Annotated in this window: 20 protein-coding genes; 14 read left to right on the forward strand and 6 right to left on the reverse strand. The window is 72.7% G+C overall.

Translation table 11 applies throughout. The annotated features are described in order from the left end of the window. Window positions 1–41 precede the first annotated feature (41 nt). The 3 genes from PS271_RS25545 to PS271_RS25555 are packed head-to-tail and all read left to right on the forward strand — an operon-like array spanning window position 42 to window position 3,589. Entirely contained in the window at window positions 42–1,418 is a 1,377-nt protein-coding gene (locus tag PS271_RS25545; RefSeq protein WP_398387056.1) for a condensation domain-containing protein, read from the forward strand. Continuing rightward, the gene (locus PS271_RS25550; RefSeq protein WP_398384950.1) at window positions 1,415–2,689 is read left to right on the forward strand and encodes a glycosyltransferase; all 1,275 of its coding nucleotides are present in this window, start codon (window positions 1,415–1,417) and stop codon (window positions 2,687–2,689) included. The genes PS271_RS25545 and PS271_RS25550 overlap by 4 nt, the downstream gene beginning before the upstream one ends. 9 nt (window positions 2,690–2,698) lie before the next feature. Beyond that, window positions 2,699–3,589, forward strand: a complete 891-nt coding sequence (locus PS271_RS25555) for an LLM class F420-dependent oxidoreductase (RefSeq protein WP_398384952.1) — start codon at window positions 2,699–2,701, stop codon at window positions 3,587–3,589. A 13-nt stretch (window positions 3,590–3,602) separates the two neighbouring features. Here PS271_RS25555 and PS271_RS25560 read toward each other — a convergent pair whose 3' ends face one another. After that, the gene (locus tag PS271_RS25560) at window positions 3,603–4,574 is read right to left on the reverse strand and encodes a quinone oxidoreductase family protein (protein WP_398384953.1); all 972 of its coding nucleotides are present in this window, start codon (window positions 4,572–4,574) and stop codon (window positions 3,603–3,605) included. Window positions 4,575–4,609: 35 nt separating this feature from the next. Beyond that, window positions 4,610–6,043: an MFS transporter gene (locus PS271_RS25565; RefSeq protein ID WP_398384955.1), complete on the reverse strand. Its 1,434-nt coding sequence runs from the start codon at window positions 6,041–6,043 to the stop codon at window positions 4,610–4,612. 206 nt (window positions 6,044–6,249) lie between these two features. Here PS271_RS25565 and PS271_RS25570 point away from each other — a divergent pair, with 206 nt between their 5' ends. The 6 genes from PS271_RS25570 to PS271_RS25595 all read left to right on the forward strand — a co-directional run bounded on the left by PS271_RS25570 (window position 6,250) and on the right by PS271_RS25595 (window position 12,703). Further along, window positions 6,250–6,537 (forward strand): ArsR/SmtB family transcription factor, encoded by a 288-nt coding sequence (locus PS271_RS25570; protein WP_398384957.1) that lies wholly within the window; start codon window positions 6,250–6,252, stop codon window positions 6,535–6,537. Between the two features lie 582 nt (window positions 6,538–7,119). Beyond that, window positions 7,120–7,404 (forward strand): response regulator transcription factor, encoded by a 285-nt coding sequence (locus PS271_RS25575; protein WP_158673828.1) that lies wholly within the window; start codon window positions 7,120–7,122, stop codon window positions 7,402–7,404. A 185-nt stretch (window positions 7,405–7,589) separates the two neighbouring features. Further along, complete coding sequence (locus PS271_RS25580) at window positions 7,590–8,807, forward strand: stearoyl-CoA 9-desaturase (protein ID WP_398384959.1); 1,218 nt, start codon at window positions 7,590–7,592, stop codon at window positions 8,805–8,807. 70 nt (window positions 8,808–8,877) lie between these two features. Beyond that, the gene (locus tag PS271_RS25585) at window positions 8,878–9,324 is read left to right on the forward strand and encodes a cobalamin-dependent protein (RefSeq protein ID WP_398384961.1); all 447 of its coding nucleotides are present in this window, start codon (window positions 8,878–8,880) and stop codon (window positions 9,322–9,324) included. Then, window positions 9,321–10,721, forward strand: a complete 1,401-nt coding sequence (locus tag PS271_RS25590; protein WP_398384962.1) for a methylaspartate mutase — start codon at window positions 9,321–9,323, stop codon at window positions 10,719–10,721. Before PS271_RS25585 ends, PS271_RS25590 begins: the two co-directional genes overlap by 4 nt. Continuing rightward, entirely contained in the window at window positions 10,718–12,703 is a 1,986-nt protein-coding gene (locus PS271_RS25595) for an FAD/NAD(P)-binding protein (protein ID WP_398384964.1), read from the forward strand. Before PS271_RS25590 ends, PS271_RS25595 begins: the two co-directional genes overlap by 4 nt. A 100-nt stretch (window positions 12,704–12,803) precedes the next feature. Here PS271_RS25595 and PS271_RS25600 read toward each other — a convergent pair whose 3' ends face one another. From PS271_RS25600 to PS271_RS25610, 3 genes are read right to left on the reverse strand one after another with little or no spacing between them, the layout of a single operon-like run. After that, window positions 12,804–13,190, reverse strand: coding sequence for a carboxymuconolactone decarboxylase family protein (locus PS271_RS25600; protein ID WP_398384966.1), 387 nt, complete (start codon window positions 13,188–13,190; stop codon window positions 12,804–12,806). Between the two features lie 4 nt (window positions 13,191–13,194). Next, on the reverse strand, window positions 13,195–13,425 hold the full coding sequence (locus PS271_RS25605) for a tautomerase family protein (protein ID WP_398384968.1): 231 nt from the start codon (window positions 13,423–13,425) through the stop codon (window positions 13,195–13,197). A 49-nt stretch (window positions 13,426–13,474) separates the two neighbouring features. Next, complete coding sequence (locus PS271_RS25610; protein ID WP_398384970.1) at window positions 13,475–14,521, reverse strand: GlxA family transcriptional regulator; 1,047 nt, start codon at window positions 14,519–14,521, stop codon at window positions 13,475–13,477. Window positions 14,522–14,630: 109 nt separating this feature from the next. On the opposite strand from PS271_RS25610, the gene PS271_RS25615 reads away from it, so the two are divergent. Next, complete coding sequence (locus tag PS271_RS25615; protein WP_398384972.1) at window positions 14,631–16,049, forward strand: MFS transporter; 1,419 nt, start codon at window positions 14,631–14,633, stop codon at window positions 16,047–16,049. A gap of 125 nt (window positions 16,050–16,174) precedes the next feature. Here the strand turns inward: PS271_RS25615 and PS271_RS25620 are convergent, their stop codons facing one another. Further along, window positions 16,175–17,236 (reverse strand): SpoIIE family protein phosphatase, encoded by a 1,062-nt coding sequence (locus tag PS271_RS25620; protein ID WP_398384973.1) that lies wholly within the window; start codon window positions 17,234–17,236, stop codon window positions 16,175–16,177. Between the two features lie 859 nt (window positions 17,237–18,095). Between PS271_RS25620 and PS271_RS25625 the strand changes: the two genes are divergently transcribed. The 4 genes from PS271_RS25625 to PS271_RS25640 all read left to right on the forward strand — a co-directional run bounded on the left by PS271_RS25625 (window position 18,096) and on the right by PS271_RS25640 (window position 24,268). Then, window positions 18,096–18,563, forward strand: a complete 468-nt coding sequence (locus PS271_RS25625; protein ID WP_398384975.1) for a pyridoxamine 5'-phosphate oxidase family protein — start codon at window positions 18,096–18,098, stop codon at window positions 18,561–18,563. A 68-nt stretch (window positions 18,564–18,631) separates the two neighbouring features. Further along, complete coding sequence (locus tag PS271_RS25630) at window positions 18,632–21,751, forward strand: amino acid adenylation domain-containing protein (RefSeq protein ID WP_398384977.1); 3,120 nt, start codon at window positions 18,632–18,634, stop codon at window positions 21,749–21,751. A gap of 1 nt (window position 21,752) precedes the next feature. Continuing rightward, window positions 21,753–22,997: a cytochrome P450 family protein gene (locus tag PS271_RS25635; RefSeq protein ID WP_398384979.1), complete on the forward strand. Its 1,245-nt coding sequence runs from the start codon at window positions 21,753–21,755 to the stop codon at window positions 22,995–22,997. A gap of 59 nt (window positions 22,998–23,056) precedes the next feature. Continuing rightward, on the forward strand, window positions 23,057–24,268 hold the full coding sequence (locus tag PS271_RS25640) for a cytochrome P450 (RefSeq protein ID WP_398384981.1): 1,212 nt from the start codon (window positions 23,057–23,059) through the stop codon (window positions 24,266–24,268). The last annotated feature ends 50 nt before the right edge of the window (window positions 24,269–24,318 follow it).

A 24,318-nucleotide genomic window follows, 5' to 3' on the forward strand; every position in this document is an offset into this window, starting at 1 on the left:
CAGGACCGGACGTTCCTTGGAGGAGGAGACTCACCGTGCGTATGACCCAGATCCTCGACTGGCGACCCGAGCCGGGCGAAGTGGTCGAGTTCGAACCGGCCGTCGGCCGGGAGCCCGTACGGCACGACGTGCCCGCGTCGTACTTCCAGCGGGCCCACTTGCAGTCGACGGCCGCCAACCGCGCCGCCGGCCGGCGACAGTCGCCCTGGGTGGCCTTGGCGTTCGAGCTCGACGGCCGGGCCGATCTCGACGCGCTCACCGGCGCGTGGCAAGGGCTCGCGCGAAGACACGAGGCGTTCCACACCTGGTACGAGCCGGACAGCGAGAACCTGCCCGGTTTCCGCCTGCAGCCCGGTTCCCTCACGGTGCGTCCGGTGCGCGTGGGCGAGTTCACGAGCGCGGACGACCTGCGCGCCCACCTGCACCGGCGGATCGACGAGCAGGCCACGGCGAGCCGGCTGGGATTCCTCGCCGGAGTGATCCGCCGGGACACGACCTCCACGGTGTATTTCGCGATCGACCACGCCTATACCGACGCGCACTCCCTGGCGCTGCTGTTCCACGAGGTCCGCGCCCGGTACCAGGCGGCCCGCGGCAACACCTCGGTCCACCTGCCACCGGCACCCGGCTACCTGGACTACAACCGCCGCGAGCAAGAGCGCTCCGCCTCGCTGACGGCAACCGCGCCGGAGCTCGCCGTGTGGTCGGAGTTCCTGGCCGCGGGGGACGGCGGCTTCCCCGGCTTTCCGGTCGGGCTGGGCAACGATGCCGGTGAACTGCTGCCCGGCACCCGCATCCAGTACCCCGTGCTCACCGGTGCACAGGCACGCGCGTTCCGCGCGTATTGCGCCCACCACGGCGGAGGGTTCGGCGCGGGCGCCTTCGCCGCGCTGGCCCTCGCGCAGTGGGAGTTCACCGGCAACGACGTCTACCGCGTGCTCACCGCCGTGTCGACCAGGGCCCACCCCCGGCTGCTCCACGTCCACGGCTGGCTGGTCAACCTCGCGCCGCTGCTGTTCCGGCTGCCCGCCTCCCCGGCCTTCGCCGGGGCGATCACCGCCGCACAGCAAGGCTTCCAGCGCGCCCGCGCGGCGTACGACGTGCCGGTGCACCGGGCGCTCGAACTGCTGCTGGACGAGGGCGACATCCCGGCCATCCCGCCCATGGCGTCCTATCTGGACGGGCGGGCGGCGCCGGGTTCCCGTGACTACCTCCACGCGGACGCCACGATCCTGACCGGCCCCGACAACGCCAGTGGCGTGTCGATGTGGTTCAACTGGCTTCCCGACCGGGCCGACCTGGTGGTCAGCATGCCGGACACCCCGGCGGCCGCGGCGGGCGTGCCCAAGTACCTCGACCGGGTCCGGGAGATCATGCTCACCGCGTCGAGGCGTCACCAGCGGGGAGCGGACCGATGAGAGTGGCTCTGCTGACCGCCGGCTCGCGCGGTGACGCGGCTCCCTACACCGGGCTGGGGCACGCTCTGGAGCGGGCCGGGCACCGGGTCACCCTGGTCACCCACGCCCGTTTCGCGTCCCTCGCCGAGAACGCGGGCATCGGCTTCCACCCGTTGCCGGTGGACCCGCGGGCGGAGCTGGACACCCCGCGAGGGCGCGCGCTGCGGGGCAGTGCCACCGACGTCGAGCAGCGGGCCCGGGCCTTCCTGCTCGCCCGGCAGGGCGCGCGACAGATGGCGGACGGCCTGCTGGCGGCCGCGCAGCAGGCCGACATCCTGCTCGTGTCGAGCTCCCTGCAACTCCTCGGCCACACCCTCGCCGAGGGGCTCGGGCTGCCCGGCATGGGCGTCTACCTCCAGCCCCTCCACGCCACCCGCGAGTTCGCCCCGAGCGTCTTGAGCACCCGCTCCCTGGGCCCGGCCGGCAACCGGATCGCCGCGCGGGCCGTGAACTCCGTCGTGGACGCCGTCTACTCCGGCACCGCCCGCACCTTGCGGGCTCGCCTCGGCCTGCCGCCCAGCAGCACCCGCGCGGCCCGCCGCACCCGCGAACGGCAGCGCTGGCCCGTCCGGCACGGCTTCAGCCCGCTCGTCGTCCCCCGCCCCCGCGACTGGCGCCCGGAGCTGACCGTCGACGGCTACTGGTGGCAGCACGACCCGCCCGGCACCGGACTGCCCCCGCACGTCCGGGACTTCCTGGACTCAGGCCCGCCACCGGTCTTCGTCGGGCTGGGCAGCATCCCCGTGCGCGATCCGGCGCGGGTGGGCGCAACGGTGGTACGGGCCCTGCGCGCGGCCGGGCTGCGCGGAGTGGTCCAGCGCGGCTGGAGCGGACTGGAGGCCGACGGCGACGACATGCTCACCGTCGGCGAACTCCCGCACGCCGCGCTCTTCCCGGAGACCGCCGCCGTTGTGCACCACGGCGGCGCGGGCACCACGGCGGCGGCCCTGCGCGCGGGGGTGCCCGCCGTGGTGCTCCCCCTCCAGCTCGACACCGGCTTCTGGGCCGGCCGCCTCACCGCCCTGGGCGTCGCGCCCCCGGCCGTACCGCTGCGCCGCCTCACCGCGGACGCCCTGGCCGCCGCCCTGCTGCGCGTCACCACCGACCCGTCCTACCGGGAGCGGGCCCGTGCCCTGGGCACCCGCATCCGCGCGGAGGACGGGACGGCCCCGGTCGTCGCCGCCGTGGACCGGCTGGCCGACACCTGGCCCCTGAACGCCCGTCGTCCCTGAGGAGAGGCCATGACCCGCCCATTCCGCTTTGGTGTCAACTTGATGACCCCCTCCGACGGAGGCGAGTGGCGCAAGAAGTGCCGCAGGGCCGAGGAGCTCGGCTACGACGTCATCCTGCTCCCCGACCACCTCGGCATGCCCGCGCCCTTCCCGGCGATCGTCGCCGCGGCCGAGGCGACCGAGCGGCCGCGGCTCGGCACGTTCGTGCTCAACGCCGGATTCTGGAACCCCGCGCTGCTCGCCCGTGAGGCGGCCGCGACCGACGCGCTCACCGACGGCCGCCTGGAGCTGGGCCTCGGCACCGGTTACGCGAAGGCCGAACACGACGCCGCTGGCCTGCCGTTCGGGACGCCCGGCGAGCGCGTGTCGCATCTTCGGCGCACCGTCGATGAACTGGACCGCCTCTTCGCCTTCCCCGGCCACCGGCCGCGGCCCTTGCAGCGGCCCCGCCCGCCCTATCTGATCGGTGGCAACGGCGACCGCGTGCTGAAGCTGATGGCCGCGCACGCGGACGTCGCGGCCTTCTCCGGCGCCCGCACCGAGCCCGGCGCCCCGAGCAGCATCCCGACCGTGCTCACGGCCGCACAACTGGAGGAGCGCGTCGCCGCGTACCGCCGGTTCGCTGCCGGCCGCGCCGAACCCGCCGAGCTCAACCTCCTGATCCAGATGGTCGTGCCCACCGGCCACCGCAGGGCTGTGATCCGCTCGTTCCTCCAGCGCGTCCCGCACCTCACCGAGGACGAGGCCCTGGAGGTCCCGATCCTCCTCGTCGGCACGACCGCGCAGATGGCCGGGCAACTGCGCGAGCAGCGGGAGCGGTACGGCTTCTCGTACATCACGGTCCTGGAACCGGGCATGGAGGCCTTCGCCCCGGTCATCGAGGAGCTGCACGGCAGCTGACCGCCGGCCTCCGCTACGGCTGGAGCAGGAGCTTGCCGGTGGTCCTGCGCTGCTGGAGGTCGTGGTGGGCCCGGGCCGCGTCCTCCAGTCCGTAGCGCCCGCCGACGGAGACGTCGATCTCCCCGCCGCGCAGCCAGGCGAACAGCTCCGCCGAGCGTTCTCGGAGCTCGGCCGGGTCGGTCGCGTGGTCGTTGAGCGTGGGGCGGGTGAGGAAGAGAGAGCCGTGGGAGGCGAGCAACCGGGGGTCGAAGGCGGGCACGGGGCCCGAGGCCTCGCCGAAGAGGACGAACGTGCCCCGCGGGCGCAGGGACTGGAGACCCGCCTCGAACGTGTCGCGGCCCACGCCGTCGTAGACGACATCGACGCCGCGACCGCCGGTCAGGTCGCGGACCTGCGCGGCGATGCCGGTGCCACCGGCGGTCACCAGGGTCCGCCAGGGGCCCAGGGGCCGGACGGCCGCGGCCTTCGCCGGGGTGGAGACGGTGGCGATGACCTTGACGCCGCGGCGGGTGAGCAGCTGGGTCAGCAGGCGGCCGACGCCTCCGGCGGCCGCGTGGACCAGCGCCGTCCCGCCTTCGTGCGGAGGGTGGGTGGAGGTGGTGAGGTAGTGGGCGGTCAGGCCCTGGAGCAGCAGGGCCGCCGCGTCCTCGTCCGTGATGTCCGCCGGCAGGGGGACGGCCGCCCGCGCGGGCACCACGACCTGCTCGGCGTAGCTGCCGGGGGCCGCGCACCAGGCGATGCGGTCGCCCGGCGCGAGGGAGGTCACGCCCTCGCCGACGGCCGTCACCGTGCCCGCGCCCTCGGACCCGGGGGTGAAGGGCGGGGCCGGCTTCGCACGGCCTTCGCGCTCGTAGACGTCTTTGTAGTTGACGCCGATGGCCGAGGGACGGGCCACCACCTCGCCCGGCCCGGGCACCGGACCGGGCAGTTCGGCGACGGTGAGGACCTCCGGGCCTCCGTACTGGGTGACGACGACAGCGCGCATGATTCCTTCCGGGTCGGTATGCAGGGAGGGCGGGGTCAGGGACGGCTGGTCCGCGGGGTGCGGGCGCGGGAGGGCGAGGGCAGCGCCGCGGGTACGGCGATGACGACGACCAGGAATCCGAGGGCGACGAGGGCGAGGCAGATCCGTAGCCCCGCCGGTCCCGGGGAGCCGTCGAGCAGGACGCCGAAGAGGGCGATCGACACCGCCCCACCGATCTGGCGCAGCGCGTTGAGCGCGCCGGAGGCCAGGCCCGAGCGGTCGGCAGGCAGTGCGCCCAGGACCACGGCGGGCAGGCTCGGCCCCATCAGTCCCGCACCGAGCCCGAGCAGGGCACTGCCGCAGAAGAAGACCCACCAGCTGAGTTCTCCGCCGAGCGGCAGCAGCGCGCAGGCGCCGGCCGCGGCGGCCAGCGCGCCGCCGATCAGCAGCGGGCGCGGGCCGGTGCGGGTGACCGCGCGGGCCAGGAAGAAGGAGGCGAAGGCCCACATCCCGGCGAAGGGCACGAACGACAGCCCCGCGCCGAGCGCGTCGAGGCCCCAGGCGTTCTGCAGCCGCAGCGAGAGGGCGAACTGCGCACCGTAGGCACCGAACTGGAACAGCGCGCCGATGACCAGGCCGCAGGCGAACCGTGGCCGGGCGAGCAGGTCCAGGGGCAGTACGGGGGCCGCCACGCGGCGCTCGACCGCGACGAACGCCGCGCCCGCGACGAGGGTGACCACCAGCAGCACCCAGGTCACGGTGTCGGTCCAGCCCCGGTCGCCGCCCTCGATCAGCGCGCCGATGCCGCAGCCGACGACCAGGACGGCCAGCGCCTGACCGGCCGGGTCGAGGGACGCTTCCCGGGTGGCGGAGAGGGGCACTTGCCGCCTGGTCAGCCACCAGGCCAGCAGCCCGATGGGCACGTTGATCAGAAAGACCGAACGCCATCCGACGGCCGTGGTCAGCACTCCGCCGAGCACGGGGCCGAAGACGAGCGCGAGGGAGCTGACCCCGCCCCAGACGGTGAGCGCCCTGGCCCGCCGGGCGGCGTCGGGGTACATGGCGGCGATCACTGCCAGGGACGCGGGCAGCAGCCCGCCGGCGGTGATGCCCTGGAGCACCCGGGCGATGACCAGCGAGCCCAGGTCCGGGCTCGCCGCGCACGCCGCCGAGGTCACGACGAATCCCAGCAGGGAGACGCCGAACACCCGCCGGGCGCCCCAGCGGTCGCTGACCGAGCCTCCGCTGAGCAGGAAGGCGGCCAGGGTGATGGTGTAGCCGTTGAGGATCCACTCCAGGCCGGTCAGGCTTCCGGCGAGATCCTCCCGGACGGCGGGCAGCGCGACGTTGAGGGCGCTGCTGTCCATGAGGACCATGAAGAAGCCGAGACAGACGGCGAAGAGGGCGAAGGGGCCGGTGGGCCGGGAGACGGCGGCCGGGGGTTCGCTCCCGGCGGCCGCGACCTGGCGGGACGGCGAACGGCCGGGCATGACACACCACCGTGCTTCCTGGGACGACATAAAGTGTTAGACGGAGGTCGATCACTATGAATGTAAGACCCGAGTCGAACACTTCGTCAAGTCCCGCTCCCCGCCCGCCGGGTGAGGAGTACGGCGCGGGCGAGGGGTCCGCTTCGGCCGGAGGGCGTGCCCGGTCGCGGCGGGCGCGGAGCCTTTCGCACGTCCATCCCGCCGACGTGACGTTGAGCGACGCGCTCACGGCCCTCGCCGATCCCGTGCGGCGCACCATCGTGAGGGAGCTCGCGGGCGGGCCCGACTGGAGCCGGGCCTGCGGCACGTTCGACCTGCCGGTCACCAAGGCGACGCGCAGCCACCACTTCGCGGTGCTGCGCCAGGCCGGGGTCGTCGAGCAGCGCGACGCGGGCTCACGCCGTCTGAACAGGCTGCGCAGGCCCGAGTTCGACGCGGCTTTCCCCGGCCTGCTGGATCTGGTCCTGAGTGAAGAGCCTGCCCGCGGCACATAACGGCTTCTCCCGGGGGGCGGGTGCTACAGAATTTCCCCCATGAATTTCCCTGAATTTTCCGGATGAATTCCGGAGGTGTGGCGCCCGGGGGAAGAGGGGAAGAGTGCTGCTGTACCGGGATGCCGGCGGGCGGGGCGGCGCCGGGCCGTGGAATGCGGTGGTGTCGGAGTGCTCGGTCAGCATCGATCGATCGGCTCCCGTCCGGGCCGGTGAAGAGTCTTCGGAATGCGCCGGTGAGGTCCGTACGGGGCGGCCGCCGTTTCCCGCTCACCGTTGCGCTGTGTGTGCGTGGGTCGACCTTCTGTGATCGGCGGGAAAACCGGTCACCGAGCCGGTTGAAAGGCGGCTGGAAAGTTGAAACTAAGGATTAGTTTCAACTTTCCCCCAGTGGGTAACCCCGGAGTTTTCGCCGACGTTAGGTACGCCTATCGCAGGCAATCAGGTGAAATGTCCATGCATGGGGCACACATTTTACGAGGCTTTTGTCGAGGCAAAGAGTTCTCGAACTGTAGGCTGGTTATTCTTTCATCCGTAGGTGCTCGGATGCTGCGCTTAAATGGGGGTGTTGTTGCAGTGGAAGGCATGATCGGCACTGAAACCGTTGAGCAGGAATCGTGGCTCGAACAGCGTCGTCGTATCGGCCTGCTGACCGACCGGGAATGCCAGGTGTTCTTGCTGCTGGGGGCCGGTCATTCAAACCGCAGTATTTCCACACGACTTCAGGTGACCGAGGGCACAGTCAAGGCGCACGTGGCGCAGATTCTCGGCAAGCTCCGCGTCGAGTCCCGGCTCCAGGCCGGGCTGGTCTCCTACGCGCACCAGCTCTTCAACGAAAGTCCAATGGCCGCCGGCTGCGAGGTTCGATAGAAATCTTCCAGGCGGCGGCCGGACGTTCCGCCCCCGGTCCCGATCGATATCGGGGCCGGGGGCGTCGCTCATGCTCCGCGACGTCGATTCCCACGGCCGCCGCCCTTGTCCGTCCTCCGGAGGGCGCCGGAGGGCCATTCCAGGAAGTCCAGGAATGACAGACCCGGATCGATCCAGGAGAGTACGTGTCCGTTACCGATGCCCATCCGCGGCAGGCGGGCCCGGCCACCGCCGAGTCCCCCGACCCGAGAGAGACCATGAGGAGCCTGCCAGGGCTCCTCCAGTCCCCGCTCACCGTCTTCACGGGCAAACCCCTGGCCGGACAGGCCCCGTTCGGCTGGTCGCCGACCTACCACCTCGTCGCCGCGGTCGCCGCGATGGTCGCGGGCGCCGCCGTCGGAGCGACCGGGTGGGCGCTGGGGTCCTGGTTCCTGTTCCTGCTGCTGCCCGGGTGGGCCCTCACCCTGCACGGCATGCGCAACCTGCGCATGATGGTCTACCACCAGTGCTCCCACAAGAACATGTACCGCAAGCGCACCCTCGACGCCGCCATCGGCCGGGCCACTTCCAGCCTGCTGATCATCCAGAACTTCGAGCGGTACAGCCGCGAGCACGTCAGCGACCACCACGCCGCTCACCACATGACCCTTCGCGACCCCACCGTGCAGGCGTTCCTCGTCAGCCTCGGCCTGCACCCGGGCATGACGCGACGTCAGATGTGGCGCCGCGTACTGGCGAAGCTCGGCTCACCGCGCTTCCACCTCGCCTTCGCCGTCGCCCGGACCCGCTCCTTCTGGAACAAGTCGGCGACGAGTGAGAAGGTCACCTCCGTGGCGCTCTACGGTGCCGCGGCCGCCGCCACGATCGCCACCGGCACCTGGGACGCCCTGCTCGTCATCTGGTTCGTCCCGCTGATCCCGCTCTTCCAGGTCAGCAACACCCTGCGCCTGTGCGTCAAGCACACCTTCCCCCCGGCCGGCACCGAAGTCCGGCGCGGCCGCGAGTACTTCGCGTCCCTGACCAACGCCATCTTCATCGGCGAAGCCGCCCCCGACCGGGCCCTCCCCGCCGGGCGGCGCACCCTGGCCTGGGCCCGCTGGACCCTGCGCATGCTGTTCGTCCACGCCCCCTCGCGCTACCTGGTCCTCACCGGCGACACCGTCGTCCACGACTACCACCACCGCGCGCCCTCCAGCCGCACCTGGGCCGACTACCTCTTCGCCCGCCAGCAGGACGCCGAGGCGGGGCACCCCGGCTGGCCCCCGTACCACGAGGTGTGGGGCCTGATCCCGGCGATCAACTACGTCTTCGACTCCCTCGCGGCCGCCGATGCCGGGGAGTACGACGTCACCCGGCTGCGCTCGGTCAGCAAGCGCGAGCTCTTCGCCGCCTTCGACGACTGACTCCGGCCCGGCCCAGCGGCGGGCCCCCACCACGCTCGGCATCGTCACCCCCCGAAGGAGCAGCAATCCCATGTCGTACAGCGAACGCCGTCTCGTCATCCTCGGAGTCGCCGCCAGCGACAGCCACGCTGTCGCCAACCACCTCATCGCGCACGCCCTGCGCGGCCTCGGCTTCGAGGTCGAGAACCTCGGCACCTGCACGCCCGTCGAGGAGTTCGCCCAGGCCTGCGAGCAGCACCCCGAGGCCGAAGCCGTCATCATCGGCAGCCTCAACGGCCACGTCCACGAGGACCTGCGCGACCTGCCCGCCGCACGCGAAGCCGGCCGCATCACCTGCCCCGTCATCGTCGGGGGCAACCTCTCCGTCGGCAGCAAGAAGGACCCCAGGGACCTGGAGCGCCTCCAGGACCTGGGCGTCGACCTCATCCTCGAGGACCCGTCCCAGCTCCTGCCCGCACTCGACGAGCTGCGGTCGGGCCGCACGGCCGACCGGCAGCGTCTGCCCGTGGCCTCATGACGAAGGTCAGCTATCTGCCGGGGCACTCCGGAAGCCCCGGCACGGACGCCCTGCCGCCCCTCGCGGAGTCCGTCGACTACGTCCGCTCCCTCGGCAAGCCCACGGCCGCCCGCGTCCTCATGGACGCCCGCGACGCGGGCCGGGTGGCCATCCAGCCGCGCTGCGGCGTCGGCGGCCACGAGGAGATGAAGGCCCTCCTGCGCGAACTCGAGGACCAGGCACAACCCGACATCCTCACGCTCACCATCGATTCGCACACCCGCCTGAAACGCTTCGAGCAGGCCCTGCGCTCCCTCAACCGTGCACCGGCCGACCTCAACGGCTACCCCCTGGTCAGCCATGGGTACCTCCGCGGCAGGGACATCAACGAGTCCGTCACCGCCCCGCTGGAGATCCGCCACGGCTCGCCCGACGCCCGCATCCTCTTCGACGTCGCCGTAGCCTCCGGCATCACCTCCTTCGAGGGCGGCGGCATCTCCTACAACCTGCCCTACTCCAAGGCGGTCCCGCTCGCGGAGTCGCTGGCCGCGTGGCACGACGTCGACACGGTGTGCGGCGAACTCGCCGACCTCGGCCTGGTCATCGACCGTGAGCTCTTCGGCACCCTGACCGCCGTGCTCGTCCCGCCCTCGATCAGCCTCGCGATCAGCGTCCTCGAAGCGGTGCTCGCCGCCCGCGCCGGGGTGCGCTGCATCTCCGTGTCCTACCCGCAGAGCGGCCACCTCGTCCAGGACGTCGCCGCGCTGCGGGCGATCCCCGTCCTCGCCCGCACCTACCTGCCGCCCGAGGTGGACGTGCACGCCGTCCTCCACGAATTCATGGGGGTCTTCCCCAAGAAGCGCGGCAACGCGGAGGACCTGATCTTCTACGGGGCTCTCGTCGCCCGCCTCGGCGGGGCCTCCAAACTCATCACCAAGACCTACCAGGAGGCGTTCGGCATCCCCGACACCCGCGCGAACGTCGACGGGCTGCGGCTGGCCGACCGCGCCAACTCACCGCTCCTGGACTTCGTCACAGCCGACGAGGAACGCGTCGCCGACGAGCTCGCCTGGATCGTCGACGAGGTCGCCGACATCGTCGAACCCGTCCTCGCCGCGCCCGACACCATGACCGCCATAGCCGACGCGTTCGCGGCCGGCCGCCTGGACATCCCCTTCAGCGCGAGCCGCTACGCCAAGTCCGAGATCATCCCCAAGCGCGACGCCGAGGGCGCCATCCGCTACCTGTCCACGGGCTCCCTGCCGTTCGGCGACCGCACCCGGCGGCACAACAGCGACCTCCTGAAGGGCGCGGGCAGTACGGGCCCCGTCATCGGTTCCTTGCTGACCGGCCTCACCGACGACATCAACTACTTCCCCACCCTCTTCCGGGAAATGAAGCGAGAGGACTCCGCGTGACCGCCCTCAACATGTCCGCAGAACCAGAACCCCTGCGCATCTGCATCGTCGGTGCCGGGCCCCGGGGCACCGTGGCACTGGAGCGCATCTGCGCCAACGCCTCCGAAGTCGCGGGCGACACACCGGTGGAGGTGCACGTCGTCGATCCCTACCCCGCGGGAGGCGGGCGGGTGTGGCGGCTCGGCCAGTCGCGCCGGCTGCTGATGAACACCGTGGCCGGTGACGTGACCGTGTTCACCGACGACACCGTCACCTGCGAGGGCCCGCTGACGTTCGGGCCCACCCAGTACCAGTGGGCGCGCATGGTCGCCGAGGGCGAGGTCACCGACGTGACCGAGGAGGCGAAGGCCGAGGCCGCGGAGATGGAACCGTGGTCGTACGCCTCACGGGCGTTCCAGGGGGAGTACCTCGGCTGGGCCTTCGCCCACATCGTGCGCAACGCTCCGTCCGGCGTCCGGGTCCGGGTGCACCGTACGCGGGCGACGTCGCTCACCGAGTGCGCGGACGGCGCACAGCAGGTGTCCCTGGAGGGCCAGGAGCTGCCGCTGACGGTCGACGCGGTGATCCTCGCGCAGGGGCACTACGACGTCGCGCCCCTGGAGAAGCAGCGCGAGCTCACCGGTTTCGCCCGCCGTCACGGCCTGCACTACGTACCGCCGAGCAGCCCGGCGGAGGCCGACCTGACGCCGATCGGCGCGGGACAGCCCGTCGCCCTGCGGGGGCTCGGGCTGAATTTCTACGACTACATGGCCCTGCTCACCGAGGGCAGGGGAGGCCGCTTCGTCCCCGGTTCCGGCGGCGGGCTGACGTATCTGCCGAGCGGCGACGAGCCTGTCATGTACGCCGGTTCGGGGCGGGGCGTCCCGTACCGTGCGCGGGCCGAGATCCGCCAGGAGATCGTGCCCCGCTACCAGGCGACGTTCCTGTCCGCCGACGAGATCGCCCGGCTGAGGGGCCCGGCGGGCACCGGCCGCACCGACTTCATGCGTGACCTGTTCCCCCTCGTGGCGAAGGAGGTCGCCTGGAACTACTACAAGGTGCTGCTGGAGACCGGCGACCCGGCCGGGCACGCCCGGCTGCTGGCCGAGTACCCGCGCCACGCCTGGGGATCCCCGGAGATGGAGGCGCTCCTGAGCGACCTGGTGCCCGATCCGGAGCTGCGCTGGAACTGGGAGACGCTCGACCGCCCCGCGGACCGGCGCGAGTTCGCCGGCTCCGCCGACTACCGCGCGTGGATCCTCGGCGTCCTCGACGAGGACCTGCGCCACTCGGACCTGGGCCCGGCCACCAGCGCCGTCAAGGCGGCCGCCGCGGTCATGCGCGACCTGCGCGACGAGGTGCGGCAGGTGATCTCCCACCGGGGCCTGAGCGGCGCCTCCTACCGGGACCACATCGACGGGTGGTTCAGCGGACTGAACAACTATGCCGCCAGCGGCCCGCCGGCCACGCGCGTCCGGCAGCTCCGAGCCCTGGTCGAGGCGGGGGTCGTCCAGCTGCTCGGCCCCCGTATGAAGGTGACGGCCGACGAGGAGTCCGGCGCGTTCCTGGCCGGCTCGCCGCAGGTGCCGGGCGAGCCGGTCAGTGTGACGGCGCTCGTCGAGGCCCACCTGCCGGTGACCGACGTGCGCCGGGCCACCGACCCGCTGCTGGCGTCGCTGCACGCCGCGGGGGGATGCCGGGCCCACTTCATCCCCGACGAGGCGGGCCCGGGCTACGAGACCGGCGGTCTGGACGTCACGGACGTGACCTTCCAGGTCATCGACGGCCGGGGCGTTCCCCACCCGGCCCGGTTCTCCTACGGGCCTCCGGTGGAGTCGGTGCAGTGGGTCACCGCGATCGGTGCCCGGCCGCACGTCAACTCCCGCACGCTGCTCCAGGGCGACTCCATCGCCCGGTCCTGCCTCAAGCAGGGCCTGAACCGCCTCACCACGTCCGGGCGCGCTGCCGAGCGGGACGCGGAGCTGACGGCGCCCGTGCACTGACGGCGCCGCCGGCCGGGGTGGCCGCTGAACGGCCGCACCGAAGGGGCGGGCCCGGGGAAGTTCCCCGGGCCCGCCCCTTGTCGTTCCTCTGTGCTCCGCTTCAGGCGTCGTGGTCCTCATGAGCTTCATGGACCTCGTGGACGGCCTTCATCAGCGCGATGCCGGCCGGAGCACCGGCGTAGGCGGCGCACTGAAGGGCCACTTCGGCCATCTCCTCGGCGGAGCACCCGTTGCGCAGGGCGCCGCGGACGTTGAGGCGCAGCTCCTCGGGCCGGTTCAAGGCGGTGAGGAGGGCGAGGTTGATGAGGCTGCGCGTCCGGCGGTCCAGCCCCTCGCGTGCCCAGACCGAGCCCCAGGGATACTCCGTGATCAGGTCGAGCAACGGCTTCGCCGGAGGCCAGTCGCTCAGCATGGAGTTCACGTGCGCGTCGCCCAGCACTTCCCTGCGGATGCGGTCGCCTTCCGCGTACCGCTCGGAGGACGGCATCCGGTCAGTCCGCCGGGGACGGGGCGGGCTGGGAAGCGGGGGCGACGGTCGGGAGGTCCGTGCACATCTCACCGCCGATCGCCCAGTTCTCCTTCGGAACGTCGCGGATGATGACGTAGATGCGTTCCCGGGTGCTCCCGCAGGCGCGCTGGAAGGCGTCGGTGAGCTCACGTGCCAGGGCGGCCTTGTCCGCTTCGGCCCGGCCGTGCCACATGTCGACAGAGATGACAGGCATACAGATCCTTTTCCTGGAGAGGTCCTGACGAGGGCAGTCACCTCTGTTTCTACCTGCGGAGCAGGCCGGCCGGGTATGCGACTTTGGTGTAAGAACCGGCAGTGGGGCCGGCGGCCCGGCTGTCCGCCGCGCGGTACGCGCGGCGGTATTCGCTGGGGGGAATGCCGACGCTGCGGGCGAAGTGGAGCCGGAGGTTGCCGGCGCTGCCCAGTCCGCACTGCTCGGCGATCCTGTCCATCGGCTGGTCGGTGGTCTCCAGCAGTTCCTTGGCACGGGTGATGCGCTGGGCCTGGAGCCACTGGAGAGGGGTGGTGCCCGTCGCCTGATGGAAACGCCGCATCAGCGTCCGTACGCTCGTGCCGGCCTGCCGGGCCAGCTGCGGGGTGGTCAGCGGCTGGTGGAGCCGCTCGGCGGCCCAGTGCAGCAGCGGGGCCAGCCCGCTGTCGGTCTCCGCCGGCGGCACCGGCGTCTCGATGTACTGGGCCTGCCCGCCGGGCCGGTGGGCAGGGACGACCAGGTGGCGGGCGACCGACCCGGCCACCCGGGATCCCAGGTCCTTGCGCAGCAAGTGCAGGCACAGGTCGATGCCGGCGGTACTGCCGGCGCTGGTGAGGATGTCTCCGTCGTCGATGTAGAGGACGGTGGGGTCGACGTCCACGGCGGGATAGCGCTCGGCCAGCAGCGGAGCGTGCTCCCAGTGCGTGGCGGCACGGCGCCCGTCGAGCAGTCCGGCCGCCGCCAGGACGAAGGCCCCCGAGCACAAGGAGGCGATCCGCGCGCCGCGGTCGTGGGCCTCCCTGATGGCCTCCAGGAGCCGTGCGGGAGGCTCGCCGCGGACGTCCGCGCTGGCGGGAACGATGACGGTGTCCGCCTCGACCAGCTCCTGGTAGCCGTGCGAGGTGTGCGTGGTGAACCACTGTCGGGCCGGGACGGCGTCGCCCTCCGTGGGATTGCAGAGCCGGAAGTCGTACCAGGGCGTATGGAGATCGGGGCGCGGTGTTCCGAACACATGGCAGGGCACGGCGAGTTCGAGGATCGGCATGCCGTCGGTGACCGCCACGGCCACGGTGCCGGGTCTGCCGGGCTGCTGAGTCATGGCAGCAATCTAACGGCTCATGGCAGATCTGCCACTCGATGGGGTGTTCGTGCGCGCCGATAGTGGGAAGCGCCTCCTTTCGAACTACGGAGAGACGACGGATACGTCCATGACCTCAACTCCTGAAACCCGTCCGGTGGACGCGGCGGCTCCCGCCGGTCCCGAACCGGCGGATCCCCGGCGCTGGCTGGTGCTGACCGTCGCGTCGGCCGCCCAGTTCCTCGCGATCCTCGATCTGTTCGCCGTCACCGTGGCCTTCCCCGCCCTGGAAGACTCGTTTCACGGGGCATCGCTCGCCTCCATGTCGTGGGTGCTGAACGGCTACACCATCGTCCTCGCGGCGCTCCTCATCCCCGCCGGGCGCCTCGCGGACGAGACGAGCCGCAAGGGCAGCTTCCTGATCGGCATGGTCCTCTTCGGCCTGTCCTCCGTCGGCTGCGCCCTCGCGCCCAGCCTCGCCGTGCTGATCATCGCCCGTGTGGTGCAGGCGGTGGCCGCCGCCGTCCTCGTGCCCACGTCCCTCGGGCTCGCCCTGCCGGCCTTCCCGGAGCGCGAGCGCTCCACGGCCATCGGCATCTGGACGGCGGTCGCGGCCGTCGCCGCGGGCAGCGGCCCGGTGCTGGGCGGCCTGCTGGTGCAGATCAGCTGGCGGTGGATCTTCCTGATCAACATCCCCGTCTGCGCCGTGGCCGTCCTGGCCGGCGTGCGCCTGCTGCCGAAGGTGCCCCGCAAGGCCTCACAGGGTCTCGACCTGCTGGGATCGGCGCTGATCCTCCTTGCGTCCGGCGCACTGACCATGGCCTTCGTCGAGGCGCCCGTCTGGGGCTACGCATCGCCCGGCACCCTGGGCTGCTTCGTCGCCGCCCTGGTGCTGATCGGCCTCTGCCTGCTCCACATTCGCCGCACCGCGGACCCGATCATCAGCCCCACCCTCTTCGCGAGCCGGCTGTTCAGGGTCGGCACCATCGGCATCTTCCTCTACTACCTGGCGTTCGCCTCGATGCTCTTCGAGGCCGCCCTCTTCCTGACCGGTCAGTGGCACTACTCGGTCCTGCGCGCCGGCCTGGGCATCGCGCCCACCCCGGTCACCGTCATGATCCTCTCCGCCCTCTCGGGGAAGATCATCCGCCGTATCGGCGCCCGGGCCTCCGCGGTGGCCGGAGGCCTGGTGTTCGCGGTGGGCTGCGGCTGGTGGCTCGTTGCGACCGACCCCACGCCGCACTACGCGGCCGCCTACCTGCCCGGTGCGATCCTCGTCGGCGCGGGCAACGCCCTGATCCAGCCGGCCCTGTTCGGCGCGGCGAGCGGGCTGCCCGCCGAGCAGCTCTCGGTGGGCTCGGGCACGCTGATGATGTCCCGCCAGATCGGCTCCGCCCTGGGAGTGGCCCTGCTCACCGCGATCCTCGGCAGCTCGGAGCACCCGGCGATGGATGCCTTCCGGCACGGCTGGATCTACATGATCGTCGCTGCTCTGCTGGCCACGCTGGCCGGCCTCCGCTACCGCGCGAGCACTCCCGCCCGGGCCTGAGGGCCCTCCCCGGATGCCGCCCGGCCCGCCTGACTCCCCCGACAGGCAGGCCGGGCGGTTCGCTGTGTGCCCAGCGGTACGGGGGCGGGCCGCCCGCAGCCGGCCTCATGAGCCGGCGGCGCCGGTCAGGGCTGCGTCCGGCCGGCGAGACCGTGGCCGCTGTCCGGACCGTTGCGGAAGCCCACGGCGAGGGCGGCGATGTCGTCGTCCAGGCCTCCGTTGCTGTACGCGAGGAGGTCGCGGTGGAGACCGTCGAGCAGTTCGCGCGGGCGCTGCGGGGTCCGGCGGCGCATCCACTCCGTCAGGGGGAAGAACGCGCCGGTGCGGTCGCGGGCCTCGGTGACCCCGTCGGTGTAGAGGAGCAACTGGTCGGTGGGGGCGAAGTCGAAGGTGTCGGTGCTGTAGCAATCGCCGATCAGGCCCGCGAGGTTGAGCAGCGGTGAGGGGTCGGTGGGGCTCAGGACGCGGAGCCCGTCGCGGTTCAGGAGCAGCGGCGGGGGGTGCCCGCAGTTGAGGATCCTGAGGCGGTTGTCCTCGTGCGGGATCTCGACGAGGACGGCGGTGGAGAAGCGCTCCGCCAGGTCTTCGGGAGGAAACGCGGAGTTGTAGCGGGTGCTGCTGGCTTCCAGGCGGCGGGCGATGCCGCTCAGGTCCCGCTCGTCGTAGGCCGCCTCGCGGAAGGAGTTGACCACCGCCGCGGCCGTCCCCACGGCCGGCAGGCCCTTGCCCCGCACGTCGCCGATGAGCAGTCGCACCCCGTACGGCGTGTCGGCCACCTCGTAGAAGTCACCGCCGATGCGGGCCTCCGCCGCCGCGGCCAGGTACAGCGATTCGATCTCGATGGCCCCGAAGCGGCGCGGCATCGGGCTCAGGACCACCTGCTGCGCCGCGTCCGCGACGAGCCGGACCTGGAAGAGGGACTGCTCGCGCTGGAGCCGGACGTGGCTGCCGTAGGCGGCCGCGACGGTGACCGCGACGATGCCCGCCACCGTGTACCAGGCCCCCAGGCCGGGGAAGACGAGGCTGAGGCCGATCATGAGCAGGAAGCAGACCGTCCCCAGCAGCACCGTGGGGAGCACGGGCCACATGGCGGCCGCGAGGGCGGGGGCCGCGGGCAGGATGCGGCTGAAGGCCATGTCCGGGGGAGTGGCGTACGCCAAACTGGCGATCACCACGGTCAGGAGCACCGGTGACAGCTGAACTGGGGACCACCGGCCCTGGGTGCGACGGGGTCGCGGCTGTCCGGGCTTGACCATGCCGCATATCGTATCTAGACATCATGGACATGTGGGTCCTTTTCGGGCTCGGCGTAACCCGCCTGGGGGCGTGTCGCCCCCGGGGCCCTCGCTGCCGGGTGGTCCGCCCTCGCCAAGGACGTGAGGTGCCGGGGGAGGGGAGGGAGACCCGGCCGCCTCGCGCGGGCCGGAGGGGCGGAGGCGGACGGGTTCGCCCCGCATGAGCGGCGTGAATCCCGCCAGTCCGGTGTCCGCGGGACCGCCCGCGAGGCCGTAACCGGCGCTCTCGGCCACCGGCGGCCGACAGGGCGGGTGGTGCGGCAGGCCCGCATCCACCATGATCGGCGCGCCCGCGACCAGGAGGCGGGTGGGCGGCGAAGGTGCGGCCGGGCTCGCACAGGCCGCGCGGATTCACCCGGGTCGGCAGGGCGACGAAGCCGGTGGCCGGGGCCGCGCGGCGCCCGGCAAGGCCGGGGCTCACCGGGGCGAGCGGTTCCGGCTCGAATTCGTTCATGGCCGGTTTGCGGCCTGCCGTGCGCCCGGCCGTGGGTGAGATACAAGGTATCCGCGCGTAGACGGCTGCGGAGGTGTGCATTCCTGTGCGGCTGCACGGGGCCTTGTGTGGAGGCCTGTGCACTGACATGCAGGAATGCGGAGCTCCTGCCGCTCTGGTCACACCGGCCACACCCGGTGCGCCGAGGCTACCCGCGGTAATCCGGCCTTGATCACACCCTCATCACCTTCGTCACCGCCATCACCTTCCTCTCACCCCTTCCCCACTTGAGACAGGGAGCCCTTCATGGTGCCCGCAATGCCCGGAGAAGAACGCGAACACTTCCTGGCCGGCCTCCACGTCGGCGTGCTGGGCGTCACCGACACCGGTGACGGCCGCGCGCCGCTGCTCGTGCCCGTCTGGTACCGCTACGAGCCCGGGGGCGAGGTCGTGGTGCAGACCGGCCGGGAGACCGTCAAAGCGCGGCTGCTGCGCGCGGCGGGCCGCTTCAGCCTCTGCGTCCAGGACGAGAACCCGCCCTACCGGTACGTGAGCGTGGAGGGTCCGGTCACCGCGATCAACGACCCCGTGGACCCGATCGAGCGCGAGGCCATAGCCCACCGCTACCTCGACCCCGACGAGGCCCGCGCCTATCTGAAGTCCACCGCTGACCAGCTCGCCGACGACATCACGTTCCGGATGCGCCCGCAGCGCTGGCGCACCGCCAACTTCGCTGCGTTCGCAGCCGAGTTCTCCGAGGCCGACCGGATGGAGCGGGACGGGTGAGTCATGAGGCACCTGAGAACTGACGGACCAGCAGCAGCCGAATCCCTTCCGGAAGCGAGCACGTACCCATGGCAGACCTGCACGTCCCGGCGCACCCCGCTCCCCTTACCCCGCACGGCTATCCCCGGGAGCGCGGCCTTACCGAACTCTTCGCCGCGCAGGCGGACCTGCGGCCGCACGCCCCCGCGGCCCGGCACCACGACCGCACGCTGACCTACGGGCAGCTCGCCGCCCGGTCCGACGCCTTCGCCGCCCGCCTCCTCGCCCACGGCATCGAGCCCGGCTCGCCGGTGGGCGTCTGCGGCAGCCGCTCCCTGGAAGCGCTCGTCGCCTTCCTCGGCATCCTCAAGGCCGGCTGCGCGTACGTCCCCCTCGACGAGGAGCTCCCGCCGGCCCGGCTGCGGGCCATGGCCGAGGACGCCGGACTGCGCGCTGCCGCCGTCCTCCCCGGCAGCGGCCGGCGCATACGCGGCCTGCTGTCCTGGATCGAGGTCGACGCCGTGGGCACGGAAACGGCCACCACCCCGGCCGCCCCCGCCCCGCCCGTCCCCGCGACCGACTGCGCCTACGTGATGTTCACGTCCGGGTCCACCGGCCGGCCCAAGCCCGTGGCGATCCCGCACCGCGGCGTGGTCCGCCTGGTGTTCTCCGAGCCCGAACTGCCGCCGCCCGGCCCCGGCGACGGGGTCCTGCACGCCTACGGGCTCTCCTCCGACGCGTCCACCATCGAGATCTGGGGCGCGCTCCTCACCGGCGCCTGCCTGGTCCTCGCCGACCGCGAGGAGCTGCTGTCCCCCGCGGCGCTGGAGGAGGTCTTCCACGCCCACGGCGTCACCGTGGCCTACCTGACCACCAGCGTCTTCCACCTCGTCGCACGCAACCGGCCCCGCGCGTTCAAGCGGCTCCGCTTCGTCTCGGCCGGCGGGGAGGCCATGGACCCCGCCCTCGCCCGGGCGGTCCTGGAGGCCTGCCCCGACGCCACGGTCGTCAACTTCTACGGGCCCACCGAGAACTCCGTGGTCTCCACGGCCCACGTCCTGCGCACCCTGCCCGCCGAAGCCACGAGCGTCCCCATAGGCCGCCCCTTCGGCGCCTCCACCTGCCACGTCCTGCGCCCCGACGGCTCCCCGGCCGCGCCGGGCGAGGAGGGCGAGCTGTACGTGGGCGGGGACGGACTGGCCCTCGGCTACCCGGGGGACCCGGAGCTGACCGCCGCACGGTTCGTCCGCATGCCCGCCGCCGAGCCCGACGGCCTGCTGTACCGCACGGGCGACCGGGCCGTGCGCGCCGCCGACGGCACCCTGGAGTACCGCGGGCGGCTGGACCGCCAGGTGAAGCTGCGCGGCCACCGCATCGAACTGGACGAGGTGGAGGCCCGGCTGCGCGCCCACCCCGGCATAGGCGAGGCCGCCGTCGAGATCGAGGCGGGAGCCCTGACCGCCTACGTGACCCCGGCGGAGCCCGGCCGGGCCCCGCACCTGCCCGACCTGCGCGCGTACTGCGCGCAGTGGCTGCCCGCCCAGGCCGTCCCGGCGCTCGTGGCCAGGGAGTCCTTCCCCGTGACGAGCGGCGGCAAGATCGACCGCGCCCGGCTGGCGGCGGACACGGCGACGGCTTCCGGCACCGCCGCGACCACCGCCGCGACCCGGGCCCCCGCGCCGGAAGGCACCGACCCCGGCGTCGCCGGCCTGCTCGACGCCCTCGCCGAGGTGTGGCAGCTCGTGCTGCGCGTCCGCCCCGCGCCCGAGGACGACTTCTTCGCCCTCGGCGGCGACTCCCTCCTGGCCGCCGAGGCCGTCACGCGCACCCTGGCCGTCCTCCAGCTCGACGCGGGGCTCGGCTCCACCCTGGTCAGGGCCCTGCTGGCGGCACCCACGCTCGCGGGGTTCGCCGAAGCCGTGCGCGAGGTGCGCACCGGTCCGGCAGGCGGGGCGGCCTCGCCCGGCGCCGCCGTCGACTTCCGCCGCGAAACCGAGCTCGGCTTCGTCCTCCCGCCCGCCGAAGGCCCGGTACCCCGCCCCGGCCGGCCGGAACACGTGCTGCTCACCGGCGCCACCGGATTCGTCGGCGCCTTCCTCCTCGACCGGCTGCTGCGCGCCACCACCGCCGTCATCCACTGCCCCGTCCGGGCCTCCGGTGCGGCGCACGCCGAGCGGCGCGTGAAGGCCGGCCTCCTGCGCTACGGCCTGCGCCCGGACGCCGCGGCCTGGCAGCGCGTACGGTGCTTCCCCGCCGACCTGGCCGCCCCCGGCCTCGGGCTGACCCCCGGACACGCCGCCGAGCTGTCGCGCTCCCTGGACCTGATCGTCCACAACGCCGCGCGCGTCAACTTCCTCTACCCGTACGAGGCCCTGCGCCCCGCCAACGTCGACGGCACCCGCGAGATCGTCAGGCTCGCCGCGGCCCGGCGCGTCCCCGTCCACTTCCTGTCGACCGTCGCCGTCGTCGCCGGCTTCGGCACGGCCGGCGTGCGCACCGTCGACGAGGACCTGCCGCTCGACCACGCCGACGGGCTCACCATGGGCTACGCGGAGAGCAAGTGGGTGGCCGAAGGGGTGCTGCGCAGCGCGGCGGAACAGGGCCTGCCCACGGCCGTGTACCGGCCGTACGAGGTCACCGGCGACCGGCAGCACGGCGCCTGCAACACCGAGACGGCCATCTGCTCGCTGTTCAAGACCATCGCCGAGACGGGCCTCGCGCCCGACATCGACCTCCCGATGGACTTCGTGCCCGTGGACCACCTGGCCGAGGCCGTCGTCCACATCGCCACGCAGCGCCCGGCCACGGGGCGGGTCCACCACGTCACCAACCCGCGCCCGGCCACGCTGGCCGACGTCCTCGACCGCATGCGGGCGGCCGGCTTCGCGCTGCGCACGCTGCCGTACGGGCAGTGGGTCGGCGAACTCGTCCGCCACGTCGCCCGCAACCCCACCAGCCCGACGGCCCCGTTCGTCTCCCTGTGCGTCGACCGGAGCAACAAGGCCGACATCTCCGTGAAGGAGATGTACCTCAACGGCGTCTTCCCCGTCCTGGGGCGGCGCAACGCCGAGGAGGCGCTGGCCGGCAGCGGGCTGGAGTGCCCGCCGGTCGACGCCGCCCTCCTCGACCGCTACCTGGAGTACTTCTTCACCTCCGGCTACATCGCCCGGCCCGAACGCACCACTCGCACCGCCTCCGAGGGGGCATGACATGACCGCCATCGAGGAAACGGGCGCCACTGACGCCCCCATGCCCGTCCCGGCCTTCGACCCCGCCGACCCCGGCCCGCCCTGCGCCTACGCGCGGCTGCGCGCCGAGCGGCCCGTCGTCAAGGCGCTCATGCCCAACGGCGAGACGGGCTGGCTCATCAGCCGCCACGAGGACGTGCGCGCCGCCTTCGCCGACCCCCGGCTCACCCGGCCCCTGCTCTCCGCCTGGCCGCCCCGCGAGGACGCCGACGCCCCGCCGCCGTGCCTGCCCACCTTCCTGGAGATGACCGGCGAGCACCACACCCGCGTCCGCCGCGCCGTGTCCCCGCTCTTCGGCCGCCGCCGGCTGGAGTTCATGGCCCCGCGGATCCGCGCCATGGCGGAGGAGCTGATCGACACCATGGTGCGCGACTCCGCGGACGGGACGGGCGACCTCGTGGCGTCCTTCACCGAGCCCCTGCCGCTGCGGGTCCTGTGCGAGACGGCCGGCCTGCCGCACGAGGACCGCGACCTCTACCTGCCGCACACCCTCACCCTGCTCAGCGCCGCCGGCCTGTCCATGGAGGAGATCCTGGAGGCGCTCTACGCCCTCCAGGACTACGCGTCCGGCCTGATCGACCGCAAGGAGAAGGAACTGCACGACAGTGAGGACGGCAGCGACGATTACGTGAGCCTCCTCCTCGCCGAGAGCCGCCGCGCAGGCGGCGACCTGACCCGCGACGACGTCGTCAGCTTCGTCGTCACCATGCTCATGGCGGGCTACAAGACCAACATCCAGCACACCGCGAACGCCCTGCTGGCGCTGCTCACCCACCCCGGGCAGCTCCGCCGGCTGCGCGACGAGCCCGAGGGCATCGACGCCGCGGTGGAGGAGCTGCTGCGGTACGTCCCGCTGATGAACGCCATCAACGTCCTCGTCGCCCTGGAGGACTTCACGCTGCACGGGCAGCGGATCCGCGCCGGCGACGCCGTCCTCCCCGTGATCGCCTCCGCCAACCGCGACCCGGAGGCCTTCCCCGACCCCGACCGGCTCGACCTGAGCCGCTTGCCCAACGCGCACACCGCGTTCGGCTACGGGCCCCACTACTGCACCGGCGCCCACCTCACCCGGCTCCAGCTGTCCGTCGCCCTGCGCGTGCTGCTGGAGAAGCTGCCGGACCTGGAGCTCGCCGAGCCGGCGGACTCCCTGCCCTGGGACGAGACCACTCCGCTGCGCGCCCCGGCCCGGCTGCCGGTCCGCTGGTGACCCCGCCCGCCCCGGCCACCCCGCCCACCGCGTCCGCTCCCCGAAAGGCTCCGCGTACCGTGTCCGCACCGGAACAGGCCCTGCCCCACTACCCCTTCAGCGACCGGGGCGACCGGCTCGCGCCCGAACTCCAGGACCTCCGGAGCCGCTGCCCCGTGGCCAGGGTCCGCACCAACGCGGGCGGCGAGGCCTGGCTGGTCACCGGCTACGAGCTCGCTCAACAGGTGCTGCGGGACCGCAAGTTCGCCCGGTCGGTGCTGGGCGCACCCGGCGGCCCGACCCAGGACGCCCCGATCCTCGCGCCCGAGCTGCTGGACGCCATGAACCACCTCCAGCGCGCCGGGCTGCGCGACGAGGCCCTGAAGGCGCTCGGCCGCAAGCAGCCCGACCTGCCGGCCGACTGGGTCGCCGGGATCACCGTCCAGGGCCTGGACGCCATGGTCCGCGAAGGGGCACCCGGCGACCTCCAGCACCACTTCGCCGACTGGGTCGCCGCGCAGTGCATGTGCCGCCTGCTGGGCCTGCCGTTCGAGGACCGCCACTGGCTGGCCGTCCGCGCCGACCTCGACCTGACCATGAAGACGGCCACCGACGAGGAGCTCGCCCGCAACTGGGAGGAGCTCCGCGTCTACATGCAGGAGTACACCGCCGCCCGCCCGGCCGAGCCCCGCGGCCTCCTGGACCGCCTCGCCGGCCTCAACGCGCGCGAGCAGCTCGACGGCCGGCAGCAGGCGCTCGACGAGCGGCAGTTCTCCAACATCGCGGCCATGCTCTGGGTCACCGGCTACGAGGACTTCGCGAGCTTCCTCGGCGTCGCGGCCCTCAACCTCCTGCGGCGCCCGGAGCTCATGGACACCCTGCGGGCGCAGCCGGAGCTCATGCCCCGGTGCGTCGAGGAGCTGCTGCGGTGCAGCGTCGTCCTGGGCAACGCGATCCCCCGCTTCGTCACGCAGGACTGCGAGCTCGGCACGGCGGCCGTCAAGGAGGGGGACCTGATCCTGCTCTCCCTCGACGCCGTCAACTTCGACCCCGCCGCCTTCGAGGACGCCGGGGACTTCGACCCCTCCCGGTCGCCCAACCCGCACCTGCGCTTCGGCTACGGGCGGCACCACTGCGCGGGCGCGCACCTGGTCCGGCAGCAGTCCGAGACGGCCTTCCGGACCCTGCTGGACCACCTGCCGGGCCTGCGCCTCGCGGTGCCCCCGGACGAGGTTCCGTGGGTGCCGAACCGCATGGCCATCATGCCCGCGGGGATGCCCGTCACCTGGTGATCCGGGACGCCCCGTGCGGCGGCGGGAGCACTCCGCCGCCGCACGGGGTC

Source organism: Streptomyces sp. SCA2-17, assembly GCF_044336695.1.